This window comes from Marinomonas aquiplantarum (genome assembly GCF_003314975.1).
Classification (GTDB): Bacteria; Pseudomonadota; Gammaproteobacteria; order Pseudomonadales; family Marinomonadaceae; genus Marinomonas; species Marinomonas aquiplantarum.
Window position 1 is genome coordinate 12,807 of the sequence record NZ_QNRF01000015.1, and the last position, 18,553, is coordinate 31,359.

The window sequence follows — 18,553 nt, forward strand, 5'->3', positions numbered from 1 at the left end:
CGAATCATTCGATTAAATACGACCAATATATTGCCCCGAAACGCATTCGGTTTCATTAATAATATGTAGAAATATACAAGATAAGGAAAAGACAATGGGATTATTAGTAGATGGCAAGTGGGTTGACCAATGGTACGACACAAAAAAATCACAAGGTAAATTCGTTCGTAGCGAAGCCATTTTTCGAAACTGGATTTATCCGAGCGATCAGTACGATGCCAACCAAACCGAACATTTCCAGGCCGAATCTGGACGTTATCATTTGTACGTTTCTTTAGCATGCCCTTGGGCGCATCGTACTCTGATATTTCGTCACCTCAAGCAATTAGAAGACATCATCAGTGTCAGTTGTGTCCACCCTGACATGTTAGAAAATGGTTGGGAATTCAAGCAGGACCCAGACTTTCAAGATGCGCATGTGGACATTGGCGATCCATTACATCAATTTCAATTTGCGCATCAAATTTATACCAAAGCGAAACCAGATTACAGCGGAAGAGTTACGGTCCCCATCTTGTGGGATAAACAAACGCATACCATTGTCTCAAATGAGTCTGCTGAGATTATTCGCATGTTTAATAGCGCCTTCAATGAGCTCACTGGAAACACCTTAGATTTCTACCCGCAAGAGCTGGCAAAGGAAATCGACGAGATTAATGACAGAATCTACCATAGCTTAAACAATGGCGTATATAAGTGCGGTTTTGCGACAACTCAAGCCGCTTACGAAGACGCTTTAATCCCCTTGTTTGACACCCTGGACTATCTAGAAGACAGATTGCAAGGTCGTCGTTACCTAATGGGCGATCAACAAACTGAGGCTGACTGGCGACTATTTACCACCTTGATTCGTTTTGATGCAGTGTACTTTGGTCACTTCAAATGCAATCTAAAGCGCATTCTCGACTACCCAAATATTAACCGCTACTTACAATCTTTGTATGAACATCAAGACATCGCAAAAACGGTCAACTTGGATCACATCAAACGACACTATTATTACAGCCACAAGAACATCAACCCAACACAAGTAGTTCCTGTTGGCCCTAAACAGTTATTTCTACCCTAATATTGGCAAATGAAACGATACCAAGGCATTCAAAATGTCATGGTATCGTCAGCAAATATTCTAAAGACTGTTAAATTGGATGTATTTTAAGGATAATGAGGTTTCTTTTGCTTTTCGATGATGGCTCAACATTGAGCAAAGTAAAGCAAACCCTTATGTTACAGTTGAGAGTTGTGGTTGTTTATGGAAAAGAAAATACTCTGGGTTATCACAATAATACTATTTTTAGTTTTATGGATTAAAACCGACCCATTTCAGGATGAAGCCGATGTAACAGATGCAGACACAGCAGAAGAAGTGACTTCTGCAGACGAATCTGGCGAAGCAACACAGGACGAAAAAGACTACTTTAAGTCTCACCCGATTCAAGCTCAAGCACCTGATTTTCAAGCAATTACGGATGTTAAGGCACGTAAGAAAGCCTTCTTCGAATACTTATCGCCCTTTGCCAAAGAAAAAAATGACTTGATCTTAGCCGATCGAGAACGCTTAACGGCTCTTCTCAAAAAAGCCGGCAAACTTTCTAAAAAAGAGGTGGCTTGGGTCTCAAAATTGCGCAAAGACAACAAGCTTAAAGTGTTAACTCAATACGCCAAACAAGACCTTCAAGCCCTATTATCTAGACTAGATATCATCCCCACATCACTGGTTCTGGCACAAGCTGCCAATGAATCCGCTTGGGGCACCTCTCGTTTCGCTACCCAAGGCAACAATTACTTTGGACAATGGTGTTTTCGCAAGGGGTGCGGCCTAGTTCCTGTGTCTCGTGATAACGATGCCGATCATGAAGTGCGTAAATTCCACGACGCTCGTGAGTCTGTATTTGCTTACATTGATAACTTGAATACCAACTCCGCGTATAAAAAGCTCCGCAACACTCGCGCCAATCTTAGACAACAAGGTGACGTCATCACTGGTTTAGCATTAGCACAAGGTTTAGAGCACTATTCACAACGAGGCCAAGCTTACGTGAAGGAAATCATCAGCTTGATTAACTACAACAAGCTATGGCGTTTTAATCGCATGCAAGCAAATAATGAGTAACTATTTTTTGTTGCACTTTTTTCCTAATCCAAGCTGGAAAAAATGTAATAAAATGCAACTTTACGTTACTAAATAACTCTGTCTGGGGTGGCTAAGCGTCATCCCCTTCATTACAATACCGTAATATTTTACTCATTCATAAAACGAGGAAATTCAATTGGCCCGTTTACCTGTTATTGTTGGCTTTGGCGGAATTAATTCGGCTGGTCGTACTTCATCTCATCAAGCTTATCGCCGAATCGTTTTCGATCTTCTACCAAGCTCAATCCAGCAGGATGTGTTATTGGATCTTGCCACGCTAACGAATATGGCGGAGCATAAAAATGGACTTTGGCACACCCAATCAGGGGAAACACTGGATGCAGAAACCTTAGTCGATAGCATTGGTGAAGAACTTCTGGCAAAAACACTGATTCGCCGCATTCACCCAAGCCTATTTGATGTTGACCATGTCACCATCCATAAAGCAGCGTCCTTACAAGCGACTTCTACTGAAGAGCACTTTAGCTTCCGAGCGAAAACACGCTCTTTACCCAAAAATAAGCCATCAAACTGGAAGGTGACTCCCGTCTCCGACACCATTAGTGAAATCACGGTCGATGGAAACCTAGAAACCTTCGTAAAAGACACCAAACCATTAGCCGTAAAAGCAGCGGGACAACTACCAACAGGTTTTGACGCAGGTAAACTTTACCAGAGCCGTAACCATCCGCGCGGTTTGCAAATGACAGTTTACGGTGCATCTGATGCGATTAAGAGCAGTGGTATTGATTGGGAATTGATTCGCAGCAAAGTCTCCCCTGACAAAATGGCTGTTTACGCGGCTAATTCCATTGGACAAATGGATGATTTAGGCTTCGGAGGCATGTTGAAATCAGCCCTAATGGGCAAGCGCACAACCTCAAAACATTTACCGCTGGGCTATGCTCAGATGCCCGCTGACTTTGTTAATGCTTACTTACTAGGAAGCGTAGGCAATGTGGGAACAGCCATTGGTGCATGTGCAACTTATTTCTTTAATTTAGAGCGTGCGGTAGACGGCATAAAATCCGGTAAATTCCGCGTTGCCATGGTCGGTGGTAGCGATGCGCCCATTACGCCTGAGATCATTGAAGGTTTCCGTACCATGGGAGCATTGGCGGAAGACGTTTCATTACTGGCTTTAGACAAATTAAGCCAACATGATGAGCCAGATCATACTCGCAGCTGTCGCCCCTTTGCCGAAAACTGTGGCTTCACCATTGGCGAATCCAGCCAATGGACACTACTGATGGATGATGAACTCGCGATTGAACTTGGCGCGCAAATATTTGGTGCTATCCCAGCAGTATTTTCCCATGCAGATGGCCATAAAAAATCCATCTCTGCGCCGGGAGTTGGTAACTATTTAACCATGAGCAAAGCCATGGCTTATTTAGAAAATATCATAGGCAATGAAGGCTTGACTAAACGCACCTTTATTCAGGCTCACGGCACCAGCACACCTCAGAATAGAATTACCGAATCACATGTACTGAGCAAAGCCGCCACCAGCTTTGGTGCAACAGATATGCCTGTTGTTGCTATGAAAGCCTTTTTGGGTCATTCACAAGGCACGGCCGGTGGTGATCAATTGCATCTTTCATTAGGTGTTTGGCAAGATGGTATTTTACCTGGTATCACCACCTCGAAAGCCATCGCTGATGATGTCTATCAAGACGGTTTAAAGTTCCAATTAAAACACGAGCATTATGGTGCTGAGTATTTTGATGCGGCTTTGTTAAACTCGAAAGGCTTCGGTGGTAACAATGCCACAGCAGTACTGCTTTCCCCTCAACAGGCTATGAAAATGCTATCAAAACGCTACTCAGCGGAGCAACTGGCGGATTACCAGCAAAGAAAAGTCGCCGTCGCTGAAAGCGCAACCGAATACAATCAAGCCGCTATTCGCGGTGAAGTTTTACCGACCTACAAGTTTGGCTTTAATGTGCTAGGGGGTGAAGAATTAGACATCACCAATCAACACATCAAACTGCCTGGCTATGACCTTCCGGTTGACCTTCACATCGATAACGATTTTGACGATCTAAGCTAATCAAATACCGCACTGAGTTACCACTTGAATGGCTCTGCACACCGTCCAAGTGGTAACTCAGATTTACAGATGCTCTTGTAAGAATTCGAGCAATAATCGCGTCTTCTGCGACATCAATTTACGTTGCGGATAAATTGCGTGAAAGCTAATTTCATACCCTTTCCATTGTGGTAAAACATTGACCAACGCCCCTGATTCTAAATATTTTGATAGCAAAAATTCTGGCTGGTAAATAACGCCAACCCCTTCTAAGGCCAAACGAGCCAATGCGCCACCATTATTAGCACGACAATTTCCGGATACTACAACGGAGCCTTGTTCGCCTTTTTCATTCGTAAATTGCCAATGATCAGAGGTCACAGTATTGGTGTAGAGCAAACAATTATGACGCTGCAAATCCTCTAAAGACGTGATCGCACCATAACGCTCAAGATACTCAGGGGAAGCACACACATAAGAACCAGCGGTACAAAGTTTGCGAGCAACAAATTGATCTCCTCCTAAAAGCCCTCCTCTAATCGCTAAGTCCACACCAGATTCTGTCATATCGACACGCTTATCGCTAAAATCTACATCCAATTCAATTTGTGGGTACAGGCGTGTAAAGCTGTCGAGCAACGGCACCAAATGCGTCAAGCCAAAGTCCATTGGTACACTGACTTTCAGTAATCCTTTTGGCTTTTGTGCCAAGTCTCCTATTTCACTCTCAGCCTCTTCTAAGGCATCCAAGATAGATACACAATGTTGATAATACTTTTGGCCAGCGTGAGTCACGCTAATATTACGAGTATTTCTTTGTAGTAACTTAGTTCCCAATTCATCTTCAATAAAGTTAATATAACGAGTCACCATTGGCCTTGATATACCCAGCGAATCACTGGCCAGCTTAAAGCTCTCCACTTCGTATACTCGGCAAAACACCTTCATTGCTTGAAGCTTATCCATTTCACTCACCTAACATTAAAAAAGTTCCCATTTTATTATTTCATTATAGTTAACATTGAATTGTTTTTTTAGCTGATTATTTATTAAAAAAAAGACTCTAAACTGTACGGATACATTCATATCAATAAGGAGAACACACATGAAAGCATTAGCAATTAGCGCTTTGGCCCTTGCCTCTAGCCTTTCTTTCGCAGCAGATTACAAAGTCGATACAGCTCACTCTGCTGTTATCTTTAAAATTGGCCACTTGGGTGTGAGTACCACAGTGGGTCGTTTTGACGAGTTCAGCGGTGACTTCTCATACGCCGACGACGGTAAATCTGGTTCAGCAACACTGACCATTCAAGCTGACAGCGTTGATACCAACCACGATGCACGTGACAAGCACTTACGCAGCCCAGATTTCCTAGACGTTAAACAATTCCCAACTTTAACGTTCACCAGCAAGCAATTTGATGGCAACACATTAACTGGTGATCTAACCTTGCATGGCGTCACCAAGTCCGTAACATTTGATGTTGAAAAAGTTGGCGAAGGCAAAGACCCATGGGGCGGCTACCGTTCTGGTTTTGAAGCAACAACAACCATTAACCGTAGTGATTTCGGCATCACTTACTTCATTCCAGGCGTCACTGATGCAACAGAGATCGAAGTATACGTGGAAGGCATTCGCCAATAAGACAGTTTAAGGAAGAGACATGTACGAAGAAGCCAGTAACTCAAATCTAATCATGCTATTGCATACGGCCATTTACCCCTTTATCGCCGCGCTGATAGTCAGTTTTATTACTGGCAAATTACTGCGTACATCGTCTTTTTTAGGCTATCTTGGTGGTTTTATTGTAGGGCTCAGCCTGATCCATTCAGGCTTGAGCTTGCCACCAAAACAAGCGATAGATTATTACAGTATCAGTGCCCTTATTGGCACATTTGTTTTTATCAGTTTACATCTCATTAGCAACTCAACAGCGTTAAAGTATGGCCTTTGTGCCTTATTAACGGGATTGTCTTTCTATCTTTTGCTTAACCCGGTACTAAAACATTCGGGACTCCATATGAGCCTAATATGGTCTGTTGCTTGTGCCGTTGCCACGCTAATGTATATTGCGCTAAGTCAACAGACAGGACCAAACAGCACAGAACGGAAAGGCTTAGAAAAACTAGAACCTCACACCCCTATGATTGGTTTAATGATTGTTGCTGGCAGTGCCGCCCCTGTTATTTCGATTGGTGGCAGCTTGTTGATAGGTCAGTTACTTGGTGCTTTTGCCGCCGCCAGTGCTGGTTACCTACTGGTAAGCCTTATCACATCAAACCAACAAGCTTTTAGCAGCACGCCAGCCATCATCCTACTAGCAGGCCTAATCAGTCAAAGCCATGTCTTAGCTGACATCCCTCTTAGTGTTATGACTTTAATCGCGGCTTCTTGTTTTGTTACTCCAATCGTTCGCCACTTAACGCAAAAAGCCATACCAACCATTCTTTGCCAAGCCATACTAAGTATTATCGTTAGTGGCTTTTGCTTATGGTTAGTATGGCCTGAAAGCAGCCTCTACTAATTTAAAGACCGTTACTAGTCTTTAAAAATAGAACGCGAAGGACGCCATAATGGCAGAATAATGGCCATTATGGCGCAATGCACAGCACTATAAGACAGCAAATAAAGTGTATCTTCATGCTCCAATTCTAAATGCAATGACACGATCAAGAAGTTTGGCAACACAATCAAAAGCCATATAAAGATGGCTAAAAAGAATTGTCCGATGCGCGTTAAATTTCTCACTCTTAACATCAGCCAAGCCGTGAACCACAAGAACACGAAGCTTGAAATTAGAAATATCACCAGCACATCCCAGCTTGGAAGTTCTGCTGCATCCTGCCACACAGGGCGACCCAAGAATTGCGTTGGGGTTGATGCATACCAAAGAACGCCTACCAACACTTGGAAGAAAAACACGACCATTACGGCTTTAAGATTCATTTTATGCACGTCAACTCCTGCTCTATCTGCATATCAAAGGTCAACCATTGACCTTGAAAGGCATGAGCGAGTCTCAGATTCACAAAAGAGCCCTCAACCGTTCATGCCTTTATCAACTAACTTGATACAATTCCTTTACCAGACTTCTTAGTTTTGATCGCCAAGGTCGCTGCTTAATGCCAAAATGATTAAACACCTTTCGACAAGACAGAGATTGTCGCTTCATAGCAACTTGCGGCACACCTTCTACGGTATCCGATTGCGCTTCAACATCGACTTGCGCTCTTGAGTCGTATTGAGCCGCCGTTGCCAATATCGCTTCAACCAAACCAACCCAGCTAATTTCCTCAGCACAGCAATAATGATAAATCCCTTTATTCTCTGCACCGTAATGACCTTGATTAAGCATGGACAACACCACTCTCACTAAATCAGAGACTGGGGTCGGACTGCCAATCAAGTCATCTTTGTAAGCAAGATTAACGCCACCCTGGATTGACTCCAGTGTACGACAAACAAAATCATCCCCCTGACCACTGAACAACCACCCCGTTCGCAACACAATATTTTGTGGGTGATTTAATACTTCAGTTTCGGCCCGGATTAACGCTTTCGCATAACTACTAGTACCATCAGGCTCATCTTTCTCCGAGTAAGCTAACCCCTTATTACCCGAAAACACCCGTGCACTGCTTAACATAATCAGTGGCGCAAACGCCTCTTGACTTAAAAAGGTCAAGGTGCCCAAAAACTTATCATAGTCCGATTGCAGAGCATGACGTAAACTCAAAGCATCGATAACCACATCAAAGGCCATGGCTTTAAATTCATCGCGTCGCGTTGCATCCAACAATAGAGCTTCGTCTGGACACAACCATTCAAATTCTGGTTTATCTTGGGTTAGCTTTAAAAAAGCCGCCCCGACTTCTGTTCCCGAACCCAGCAGCAAAATACGGATCGGCGCATTAATATCTTGTTTATTATTCAAAGTATGACCTCATGCCACTTAGGAAAAACTCGTAGTAGATTATCATAGCTATCAACAGCAATCTGCTCTACTTCTTCATTCCGAATAGTGGCAACGCTCTTTGCTACCTTTAATATCGACAAGGGAGTATTCACCTGACCTTGATATCCATACAAAGGCATATCGGGAGAGTCCGTTTCCAACACATACGACTGACGGTCCAAAGCCTGTAAAACACGCTGAGCCTTTTTCGCCCTTGGGTACGTCACCGTACCACCCATCCCTAAAACAAAACCTAACTCAACAAACCGCTGCGCCTGTTCATAACTGCCATTAAAAGCATGAATGGTGCCACCTGTTTTCAAGCCTACTTGACGAAGGCATTGATAGACCAGGTCATAACTTTTCCGAGCATGAATCACCACAGGCAAATGCAAACTTTTCGCCAACTGCAATTGGCGCACAAAAAACGTTTTTTGAATGCCCATATCACAGGAACCGGGCCAATTATCCAAACCTATTTCACCAATGGCTAATACAGAGTCTGTTTCACAATGCTCGGCTAGCGCATCCAATTCTTCCAACCTTGCTTGTTGCAAAAAATAAGGGTGCAAACCATAAGCTATGCGCCATTGTTGATAATGCTTCGCTAAATGACTCAACTTTCGCCAAGAAGCCGCCGTCGTTGCTGGCACTAAAAAACCTTTCACCCCAACAGCGTCACAGCTCAGCATCAACTCATCCCGAGTTTGGTCAAACACATCAAAATCAAGATGGCAATGAGTATCTATATACATATACAAAAGATTACATTATTTATAACATTAATGGCTAGCTTAAATTTTAATCAAAAATATTTTTTTTAAGCCAACAACCAAAAAAGCCGCGACAGAGTCGCGGCTTTTTAAAAAAACTTTATGAAATAAGCAATTAGAGAGCAGGACCTGCTTTCACAATTGCCTCAGACACGGTATCAAACTTCTTAAAGTTTTCCACGAACTGAGCAATCAAATTCTTGGCTTGTGCTTCATAAGCTGCTTGATCAGACCAAGTCTTACGAGGATTCAATAAGACGCTATCAACACCAGGAACCTGAGTCGGTACATCCAAATTCACATCTCCCAAATGCTCGGTCTCCACATCAACTAATGCACCTGATTGAATAGCAGAAATAACAGCTCGGGTTGTCGGAATACTGAAACGCTTACCGCCTTGTCCATGAGCACCACCAGTCCAACCGGTATTAACCAAGTAAACTTTACTGCCGAATTCTTCAATACGCTTAATCAAAAGGTCTGCGTACACATCTGCCGAACGCGGGAAGAAAGGCGCACCAAAACAAGTAGAGAAAGTGGATTTAATACCTGTACCTGCTCCCATTTCGGTAGACCCAACCAATGCCGTGTAACCACTCAAGAAATGGTAAGCGGCCGCTTCTTTACTCAAAATAGAAACAGGAGGCAATACGCCAGTTAAATCACACGTTAAGAAGATGATGGCATTTGGCTCACCAGCGCGATTCTCTGGCGCACGCTTCTCAATGTGCTCACGCGGGTAACCAGCACGGCCATTTTGTGTTAAAGAAGTATCTGTGTAATCAGCCACGCGCGTTTCAGGATCTAGTACCACGTTTTCTACAATAGTACCGAACTTAATCGCATCCCAAATGATTGGCTCATTCTTTTTCGATAGATCAATGGTTTTAGCGTAACAACCACCTTCAATATTAAAGACAGTATCTTTACCCCAACCATGCTCATCATCACCAATCAAGAAGCGCTCTGGGTCTGCTGATAAGGTTGTTTTACCCGTTCCAGATAGACCAAAGAACAAAGTCACATCTTCGTCTGTTCCAACGTTTGCCGCACAGTGCATTGGCAATACATCGTATGCTGGCAATAAGTAGTTTTGCACAGAGAACATGGCTTTTTTCATTTCGCCAGCGTAACGCATACCAGCAATCAAAACCTTACGCTCGGCAAAGTTTAAAATCACACAACCATCAGAATTAGTACCATCACGCTCCGGCTCACACACAAAGTTCGGGGCATTCAAAATCTGCCATTCACCTTTAGAGGTCGGGTTGTATGTTTCTGGACGAATAAACAAGTTACGTCCAAACAAGTGATGCCAGGCCGTTTCAGTACGCATGATCACAGGTAGATAATATTCATCGCCCGCACCGACATGAATATTAGAAACATAAGACTCTTTATTATCCAAATAAGCCGTTACACGATCCCACAATGGTGCAAACTTATCTTCTGGAAAAGCTCGGTTAACCGGGCCCCAATGAATATTATCTTTACTAGATGCTTCTTCTACAATGAAACGATCCATTGGAGAACGACCTGTACGAGCGCCTGTTTCAACAACAAGTGCGCCATTATCGGCTAGAACCCCTTCGCCATTTTGCAATGCCTTTTCCACCAATTGAGGTGTAGTTAGGTTCTTGTGAATTCTAGTTACTTCCGATGCGGAGTTCATTACGCTAAATCCTCTGTACGATAAGGGTTGACTGATATTTTTTTATAATTTTGAAATGAATTAACTCTGTAAAATCGATAGTAACAAAACATTCTAAGAAAACATATTGTTATAACGAACTGTTATTTTATTACCATTTTGAAAGCTAACAATAAGACCTAACCATTTGAAAAATATAGAAATAATGAAAAAAACAGTAACAAAACACGCTAAAAGCCGCACTTCTGATGAATATTTGAACGATTTTTTTGTAGTTTTCTTTCTTTTTAGTAGTCTTTCTACTAACCAGAAAATCACTTACCAAAAAAATACCTCACAAAAGATAAGGTCATAATATGCGCTTTTTACTGATGAAATCCCCCATAAAGACTAAGGTTTCTGATAAAAAAGTATAAAAAAATCTACTTTTTTGAATTTTTCCGGCCCTTATTACCTCCTGATATTCATCTCTTCATGGTAAGATAATTTCCTCAATTCCCCCAATTGTTCAAAAGGTTGATCGATATTTATGTTAGAAACAAATCAGAACTGCAATATTGGATTTGTCGGCCTGGGTGTCATGGGAAAAAACTTGGCCTTAAACTTAGCTGATCATGGCTACCGAGTTGCAGGTTTTGATCTTGACACACATAAAGTAAAAGATGTTTTGGCGACCGAAGCAGCCGAACGTCCTGACCCTTCGGCTCCAGCTCGAATTATCGGCTGCGACAGCATGGAAGACATGCTATCTAATTTAGTTAAACCCCGCGTTATTGTGGTTTTGGTGCCAGCTGGAAAACCGGTTGATGCGGTTTGCCAAAACCTAATCAAAGCCGGTTTAGAAGCAGATGACATTGTCGTCGACTGTGGCAATAGCCAATGGACAGATACCATTCGACGCGAAGCGGAATACAAGGAGCAATTTAAGTTCTTTGGTACCGCAGTCTCTGGTGGTGAAGTTGGTGCACGATTTGGCCCGTCTTTAATGCCTGGTGGGGATGCCGATTCCTGGAAATATTTACAACCTATGTGGGAAGCCGTAGCGGCTAAAGTCGATCAAGACGGTAACCCAATTGTTAGCAATACACCTGGTAAACCGGTTACGGAAGGAGAGCCTTGTACCGCTTACCTTGGACCTGATGGCGCAGGACACTATGTCAAAATGGTTCACAACGGCATTGAATACGCTGACATGCAATTAATTTGTGAAGCCTATCACCTATTGCGTTCTCTGCTGGGATACGAGCCAGAAGAAATTGGTAAGTTATTCGAGAAATGGAACCAAGGTGTTCTTAACAGTTACCTAGTCGAAATTTCTGCGGACATTCTACAGCAATACGATCATCAAACTGGCGCACCATTGGTGGATATGATTCTAGACAGTGCGGGGCAAAAAGGCACAGGTCGCTGGACCTCAATTAGCGCCACACAAATGGGCGTGCCTGCGGGCATCATCAGTGAATCGGTTTATGCACGAGCCCTAAGCACGCTAACCGCTGAGCGTGAGCAAGCGGCTGACAAGCTGGTTGCGGATGTGGAAAGTGGTGAAATTGAAGCCAGCGAAGTAGAAGCCGCCATTGAAGAAGCACTGTATTGTGCGAAGATTTGTGCTTATGCTCAAGGCTTTCAAATTATGCGAGCGGCACAAAAAGAGTATAACTGGACACTTAACTTCAGTGACATCGCGAAGATCTGGCGCGGAGGCTGTATCATTCGAGCCTCTTTCCTACAAAAGATCGCAGACGCCTTTACTGACAACCCAGAGTTGGAAAACTTGTTGTTGAGCGATTACTTTGCAGACGCGATGGCAAGCAAACAAAAAGGCTTACGTAAAGCTGTGGTTCTGGCTGCACAATCTGGCATTCCGACACCATCATTTTTCTCAGCACTGGCCTACTTTGATGGCTACCGCTCTGAAGTGGTTCCAGCGAATTTACTACAAGCTCAACGTGACTATTTCGGTGCTCATACATACGAAAGAGTCGACGGCGAACCAGGTCAGAAATATCATACTTTCTGGCAAGAAAGTGGTCGCCCTGAACGTAAAGCCTAAATCACTGCTTAGGTGAAAAAAAAACCACGATTTTCAATAGATAGAAATCGTGGTTTTTTTGTCTCTGCCCTTGTCAATTTTATAACAGAGCCAGGATATTAAGACTTGGCTTGTTTTTCCATCGACGTCAGCATACCACGCAACATACCATATTCTTGTTGATCGAGACGGGAGCGTTGAAATAAACGTCTAAATCTCGTCATAACCTGCATCGGCATCTCTGGGTCCAGAAACTCAATGTCGACTAAGACCTTTTCTAAATGCACTAACAAATAATCCACTTGCTCTACAGTAGCCGCTGGCACATCCCATTTATTCTGTACTGCTGGTGCATCTTGTGTAGCAAGAAACTTCATGCGTAACTCGTAAGCAATCACCTGCACCGCGGCGCCGAGATTCAATGAACTAAAAGAGGCAACAGAAGGAATGTGCACATGGTAATGACAACGCTGCAACTCTTCATTTGTCAGACCTCTGTCTTCACGGCCGAATACAAAAGCCGTTTCTAAACCTTCATTAAATACCAAGTCAGCAGACTCTCGAGGATCTACCAGTGGCCAAGGTATGGTACGTTCACGAGCGCTGGTACCAATAACTAGCTGGCAATCCGCTAGGGCTTCTTCTAAGGTGTCAACGACCACGGCATTTTCCAAAATGTCGGTCGCCCCAGACGCTCGACTCACCGCCTCTTGACTTGGGTAATCTCTTGGCGCCACTAGATAAAGGTCTGCCAAGCCCATATTTTTCATCGCCCGAGCAGCGCCTCCTATATTGCCAGGATGAGACGTATTCACGAGAACGATGCGAACTTTATTTTGCATGATGTTAGATACCAGCTAAGAAATAATATAAACCCACGCATGTTAACAGATATTCTTTGAGATTCATTTGATTGGTTAGTTTTTCGTCAACTTTTCTCTGGCTAATGTGGGATTATTAAGCTAGAATTCGCGCTCAAATTTTGGCTCCCAGATCTCGCATCTGGCACGCCCGCTCTTTAACACTTTATCTGGCAACTGGCTCTCCCTCACAAAGGGTGAGCAGTACATGTTTAATGACGAATTAATGACGGTAAATTATGCAACCTAGAATCAATGTCGCAATAAAAGCAGCTCGTGCCGCTGCAGAATACATAGTTCATTCTCAAGAGAAATTATTATTTGATAAGGAACAAGGTAAATCCTCTGCGGAAGTTTACGCTGCCGTTTGTTCTGGTGCTGAGCGCAGCATTGTTTACCATCTAGAAAAAGCTTACCCAGCGGATACCATCACCACTCGTTTACAAGGTTCAGTACAAACTGGCGAAGAAGGCGAATGGATTATCGATGCGATTCAAGGACAACACCTATTCACACGTGGGTTAGCAGGTCATGTGATTACCATCAGTTATGTGGTTGCCGGTAAAGTAGAGCACGCCCTAGTGCTTAACCCTCACACTCGAGATGAATTCTACGCAAGTAAAGGCCGCGGCGCTTACTTGAATAATTCTCGAATCCGCAGCAGTTCTGCTCGTGCACTAGAAGGCACTACATTGGCCGCTCAATTCCCTGCAACAGATCGCACATCAACCTACCTTGAAGGCCAATTGGCAGTACTTTCTGATGTCGCTCAACAAGGCGCTCGCGTTGTCATGCAAGATGCGCCAGCACTGATGCTAGCCAACGTTGCGGCAGGCCGCTTAGACGGTGCTTGGGGCATTAAGTTACAAGAATGGGAAATGCAAGCACCTCTGTTTATCGCCAAAGAAGCTGGTGCTTTAATTGCGGCGTTTGATGGTTCTCCAAGTTTGGAAAAAGGTGACGTGCTTTGTGCTGCGCCACGCTTATTTAAAGTGTTATTACCTGTACTAAACAAACACCTTAATTAAGCTTTTCTATATTGAACACAAAAAAGCCTCGTTACCAAGATTTGGTCACGAGGCTTTTTATTATCAAGGACCGCCTGTTTAATGCTTATGATGGCTATGCTCATGATGATGATGCTCTAAGTCCTCATGAGACGGCTGTTCTTCTGCTGGGTAATACAAGCCCATATCCTGACGTACTTCATCGAGTGTGGCTAATAATGCCAAACTGTCTTGCCAGCTATGATTGGGGCTTTGCAGTAGACCTTCTTCCAAACAACGGTTGACCTCATCTACTTCAAATTGATAGCCCATACCAGGGAAATCAAATTCGACAGCACGTTCATTTTTAGCCTCATCCACTATGCGGCACGACTTTGCACAGAACCATTCAGAATCAATTTCGATATAGCCTTTTGTACCCGATAGAATCGCACGATTCGGATGACAAGAAATCAAGGACGCTTCCAATGACGCCAGCTGCCCGTTTTCCCACCCCAACAAAATTTGCTCAAATACATCCACATCCGTGTCACCAATGACGGCTTGGTTTTGAACAAAATCCGGCTTACCAAAGAACAGCTGAGCTAAGAACACAGGGTAAATACCCACATCCAACAAAGCCCCACCACCCATTTCAAGATTCATTAGCCTATGATTCGGATCGGTTGGTGCGACAAAGTTAAAGCTCGCTTGAATGCTTTGTAAATGGCCAATTTCTCCTTCTTCAACCCATTCCAATACCTGCTCAATCACAGGGTTAAAACGGGTCCACATGGCTTCCATAACAAAAACTTCATGTCGCTCAGCTAATTCATAAAGCTCGCTCGCTTGCGCCTCATTTAGGGTAAAAGGCTTCTCACACAATACCGCTTTACCCGCTAAGATACAGGCTTTCGCTAGGTCAAAGTGATGTACATGTGGAGTAGCAATATAAATCACATCGACTTCATGGCTATTGATCAAGGAGAAGTAATCCACAAACGCCAGCTCTATGTCATATTTCGCCGAAAAGGCATCAGCAGACGCTTTACTCCTTGAAGCGACCGCCGTAAGCTCTCCCGACTTCACATAACGGAAATCACTCGCAAATGCATTGGCGATTTGCCCTGTACCGATAATTCCCCAGCGTAATGTCTTCATCGCTTCCCCCTCAACCTAACCAAATGCGGTCATTTCAGACGAAACAACCGAGCCGTAAAAAATGCCCTAAGTTTGACCCTAAAGGTCATTATAGTCCACTGGCATTTTCTAACGCTTGAATTCGCTCCATTAAACTCGATACCTGAGACTCTAATTCATTGACTCTACTTTCAAGAGAAGCATTACTCATTGGATATGCCTCTTCTTTAGTTGAGACAGTGACTCGTTCAGAATCTAGGCAAAAGCACTCTTGAAATCGCGCTTCTCGCTTGCCCGCTTGTTTGGGTAAGACTTCAACATAAGGACCACCTACCATGTTTTTCAGAGCCTCCAGAGCGGCTTCCACTTCCTCTCTTGAGTCAAAATCATATAAACGCCCACTTCGAGAACGCAGCTCACCTGGTGTTTGTGGCCCTCGTAAAAATAGCAAACAAATCACCGCGGTTTGTGCGGCATCGAATTTCAGGTCCGAAAACTCAGTATTACAGAATCGATGTTGATATTTGCTTACACGGCTGTGGCCACCAGCCACTTCTGTTATCAATCCACGCTCAACAAGGGAGTCCACTGCATCCTGAACGTCTTGCTCTGACAAGGTCATCACAGGCTCACGATTAGACTTTTGGTTACAAGCGGTTTGTAATGAATTCAGGCTCAATGGATAATATTCTGGAGTCGTAATGGCTTTCTCAATGAGGCAACCAATAACGCGCATTTCGATAAAATTAATTTCATGGTAGCTCATAATATTCCCTATTTTTGTTTACGAATGACCAATTTAAAGGGCATGATTAATAGCGCTTTAAACGAATTAGGTTGATATGTTTTAGTATTCGGTAAGCCAATGCGGATAGCCGCATCGCCTCCAAGCGCCTGCTGACATTTAGTCGCAAATATCCCATCCCAAATACTCAGAAAAAAACCAAAATTACGATTTGCTTCAATGTCTCGACGCGAATGATGAATGCGGTGCATGTCTGGTGTCACAAGAACACGCCGGACGATCGATTCCACTGGATGTGGTAAACGAGCATTAGTGTGATTAAACATGGCTGACGCGTTCAATAAAATATCGAACAGCAAAACGGCAATAACAGGAATCCCTAACAGATAAACGGCCGTCGCTTTAATCGCCAAAGACAAAATGATTTCAATAGGATGGAAACGTACCGCCGAGCTAACGTCTAACTCAGGATCGGAATGGTGAACGCGATGAATGCGCCATAACCAAGGAATTCGGTGAAAAAGCCTATGTTGCCAATAGATCAAACAATCCAGACAAACAATACTTAATAAAATCGTCAGCCAAGTTGGCCAAGACAATTGAGAGAATAAACCGACATCGTTACCTAATAAAGCAATAAACGACAACAAAAGAGGCTGAATGAGACGAACGCAAATCGCCCCTAAAGCTAACAAGAATAAATTATGTGGCCAACGTTTACGCCACAATAATAAGGCACTTCTCGGTTGCCACCATTGCCAACCAATTAGGCACACCAAAATGATCGCAAAAAAACCAAAACGAACAGAAAAATCAATCATTTAGCACACAAGCAAGTTGATACTTAAAGCAGTGCATCCCGCTATGTCAAAGACCATCATGAATGAGTGAATTGCACTCCTGCAATGCACAATACAATATGACTGACACTCACGTTATAAGTTCCTTAGAACAGGCCCGATGACATAGTAATCAATACAAACATGCCCATCTCATAACGTGAGGTACCTCTTCATGCATCAAACAACCTTTGCTAAGGCCGCCTCAATACGATCTAAAGCTTGCTGAAGAAGACTCATCGGACAACCAAAGTTTAGTCTAACAAATGAGGCATTGCCGAAGTCCTTACCCGATGACACACCTACGCCTGCGCTTAAGAAAAATTCATATGGATCTTCAACAGGCAAGTCAGAGGCATCAATCCAAGCAAGATAGGTTCCTTCTAAATGATTCATCTTCAGTGGCGTATCAGCCAAGCGCTGAGACAAGTAATCGCGGTTTTGGCGCAAATACTCCAATAAACTCTGGTGCCACTGCTGTCCATCCTCATACGCTGACGTGGCAGCAATTAAACCCAACATATTTGGGGAAGCCACTAAGCCAGCTCTTGCTTGCTTGAATCTTTGTCGCAACTTGGCATTTTCTATCACCGCAAAGGCATAGCCTAATCCAGCGATGTTGAAGGTCTTGCTTGGTGCCATTAAGGTAATCGTACGTTGAGCCGCATCCTCATTTAGGCTAGCAAAAGGAATATGAGGTAAATCATCCAAAATAAGGTCGCAGTGAATCTCATCACTGACCACGACTAAGTCATATTTCTCAGCAATCGAGTGGATAGCAAGCAACTCTTCACGACGAAATACCGTACCACCAGGATTATGAGGATTGCATAACAGCACCATTTTACTGTTTTGCTTAGCACATGCTGCTTCAAAGGCCTGCATATCAGGCAACCAGCGGTCATCCTGCAATATCATGTCAATCTTGTGTAATTCACGACCAGCGAGCTCTGGTGCCTTAGTCAAATGATAATAAACCGGCCCAGGCACGACGATACCATCACCTTTCTCTGAAAAGATTTGAACACTTAAATGTAGAGCACAAACTAATCCTGGCAGATGCACTAAATGGTTACCAGAAATGGACCAAGCATAACGAGCGTTAAGATGATTCTGAATAGCCAGAACTAAAGCGTTCGGAGTATGTGTGTAGCCAAATACACCTTGCTCAACTCGATCTTTAAGAGCCGTTTTGATGCACTCAGGCGCATCAAAATCCATGTCAGCCACCCACATTGGAATCACTTGTTCAGGGTACTTTGCCCACTTATCACTACTCATTTCAGAACGATCAATAACACGGTCAAATACAGAAGAAGATACATCCATCAGACAAAGCTCCACTCATCAGTTTAACCTTCATCATACCCAGTTCATTGATAAATAACGAGAACTTGTGAGCCCC

At 43.5% G+C, this 18,553-nt stretch carries 17 protein-coding genes; 7 read left to right on the top strand and 10 right to left on the bottom strand.

Annotated features, from left to right (window positions below; all coding sequences use genetic code 11):
• Positions 1-94 precede the first annotated feature (94 nt).
• The 3 genes from DFP76_RS17110 to DFP76_RS17120 all read left to right on the top strand — a co-directional run bounded on the left by DFP76_RS17110 (position 95) and on the right by DFP76_RS17120 (position 4,187).
• On the top strand, positions 95-1,069 hold the full coding sequence (locus tag DFP76_RS17110; protein WP_113875774.1) for a glutathione S-transferase family protein: 975 nt from the start codon (positions 95-97) through the stop codon (positions 1,067-1,069).
• A 183-nt stretch (positions 1,070-1,252) separates the two neighbouring features.
• Positions 1,253-2,113: a glucosaminidase domain-containing protein gene (locus DFP76_RS17115; protein WP_113875775.1), complete on the top strand. Its 861-nt coding sequence runs from the start codon at positions 1,253-1,255 to the stop codon at positions 2,111-2,113.
• A 157-nt stretch (positions 2,114-2,270) separates the two neighbouring features.
• A complete protein-coding gene (locus DFP76_RS17120; protein ID WP_113875776.1) occupies positions 2,271-4,187 on the top strand; it encodes a beta-ketoacyl synthase in 1,917 nt (638 codons plus the stop codon).
• Positions 4,188-4,250: 63 nt separating this feature from the next.
• On the opposite strand, the gene DFP76_RS17125 is transcribed toward DFP76_RS17120, so the two are convergent.
• Complete coding sequence (locus DFP76_RS17125) at positions 4,251-5,132, bottom strand: LysR family transcriptional regulator (RefSeq protein WP_113875777.1); 882 nt, start codon at positions 5,130-5,132, stop codon at positions 4,251-4,253.
• A gap of 139 nt (positions 5,133-5,271) precedes the next feature.
• On the opposite strand from DFP76_RS17125, the gene DFP76_RS17130 reads away from it, so the two are divergent.
• Positions 5,272-5,811: a YceI family protein gene (locus DFP76_RS17130; RefSeq protein ID WP_113875778.1), complete on the top strand. Its 540-nt coding sequence runs from the start codon at positions 5,272-5,274 to the stop codon at positions 5,809-5,811.
• A gap of 19 nt (positions 5,812-5,830) precedes the next feature.
• Positions 5,831-6,691 (top strand): hypothetical protein, encoded by an 861-nt coding sequence (locus DFP76_RS17135; RefSeq protein WP_113875779.1) that lies wholly within the window; start codon positions 5,831-5,833, stop codon positions 6,689-6,691.
• Positions 6,692-6,705: 14 nt separating this feature from the next.
• Here the strand turns inward: DFP76_RS17135 and DFP76_RS17140 are convergent, their stop codons facing one another.
• From DFP76_RS17140 to DFP76_RS17155, 4 genes are all read right to left on the bottom strand, one after another.
• Positions 6,706-7,113: a hypothetical protein gene (locus tag DFP76_RS17140; RefSeq protein WP_245931968.1), complete on the bottom strand. Its 408-nt coding sequence runs from the start codon at positions 7,111-7,113 to the stop codon at positions 6,706-6,708.
• A gap of 112 nt (positions 7,114-7,225) precedes the next feature.
• The gene (locus tag DFP76_RS17145; protein ID WP_113875781.1) at positions 7,226-8,101 is read right to left on the bottom strand and encodes an SDR family oxidoreductase; all 876 of its coding nucleotides are present in this window, start codon (positions 8,099-8,101) and stop codon (positions 7,226-7,228) included.
• On the bottom strand, positions 8,098-8,877 hold the full coding sequence (locus tag DFP76_RS17150; protein ID WP_113875782.1) for a TatD family hydrolase: 780 nt from the start codon (positions 8,875-8,877) through the stop codon (positions 8,098-8,100). The genes DFP76_RS17145 and DFP76_RS17150 overlap by 4 nt, the downstream gene beginning before the upstream one ends.
• Before the next feature lie 133 nt (positions 8,878-9,010).
• Positions 9,011-10,567: a phosphoenolpyruvate carboxykinase gene (locus DFP76_RS17155; RefSeq protein WP_113875783.1), complete on the bottom strand. Its 1,557-nt coding sequence runs from the start codon at positions 10,565-10,567 to the stop codon at positions 9,011-9,013.
• A 508-nt stretch (positions 10,568-11,075) separates the two neighbouring features.
• Between DFP76_RS17155 and gndA the strand changes: the two genes are divergently transcribed.
• A complete protein-coding gene (gndA, locus tag DFP76_RS17160; RefSeq protein ID WP_113875784.1) occupies positions 11,076-12,599 on the top strand; it encodes an NADP-dependent phosphogluconate dehydrogenase in 1,524 nt (507 codons plus the stop codon).
• A 98-nt stretch (positions 12,600-12,697) separates the two neighbouring features.
• Here the strand turns inward: gndA and trmJ are convergent, their stop codons facing one another.
• Positions 12,698-13,420 (bottom strand): tRNA (cytosine(32)/uridine(32)-2'-O)-methyltransferase TrmJ, encoded by a 723-nt coding sequence (trmJ, locus tag DFP76_RS17165; RefSeq protein WP_113875785.1) that lies wholly within the window; start codon positions 13,418-13,420, stop codon positions 12,698-12,700.
• A 257-nt stretch (positions 13,421-13,677) separates the two neighbouring features.
• Between trmJ and DFP76_RS17170 the strand changes: the two genes are divergently transcribed.
• On the top strand, positions 13,678-14,466 hold the full coding sequence (locus DFP76_RS17170) for an inositol monophosphatase family protein (RefSeq protein ID WP_113875786.1): 789 nt from the start codon (positions 13,678-13,680) through the stop codon (positions 14,464-14,466).
• Positions 14,467-14,544: 78 nt separating this feature from the next.
• Here the strand turns inward: DFP76_RS17170 and DFP76_RS17175 are convergent, their stop codons facing one another.
• From DFP76_RS17175 to DFP76_RS17190, 4 genes are all read right to left on the bottom strand, one after another.
• Positions 14,545-15,585, bottom strand: a complete 1,041-nt coding sequence (locus DFP76_RS17175) for a Gfo/Idh/MocA family protein (protein ID WP_113875787.1) — start codon at positions 15,583-15,585, stop codon at positions 14,545-14,547.
• A gap of 88 nt (positions 15,586-15,673) precedes the next feature.
• The gene (locus tag DFP76_RS17180; protein ID WP_113875788.1) at positions 15,674-16,330 is read right to left on the bottom strand and encodes a YceH family protein; all 657 of its coding nucleotides are present in this window, start codon (positions 16,328-16,330) and stop codon (positions 15,674-15,676) included.
• A gap of 8 nt (positions 16,331-16,338) precedes the next feature.
• The gene (locus DFP76_RS17185) at positions 16,339-17,130 is read right to left on the bottom strand and encodes a sterol desaturase family protein (protein ID WP_113875789.1); all 792 of its coding nucleotides are present in this window, start codon (positions 17,128-17,130) and stop codon (positions 16,339-16,341) included.
• A gap of 198 nt (positions 17,131-17,328) precedes the next feature.
• Positions 17,329-18,477, bottom strand: coding sequence for a MalY/PatB family protein (locus DFP76_RS17190; RefSeq protein ID WP_113875790.1), 1,149 nt, complete (start codon positions 18,475-18,477; stop codon positions 17,329-17,331).
• Positions 18,478-18,553: the final 76 nt, after the last annotated feature.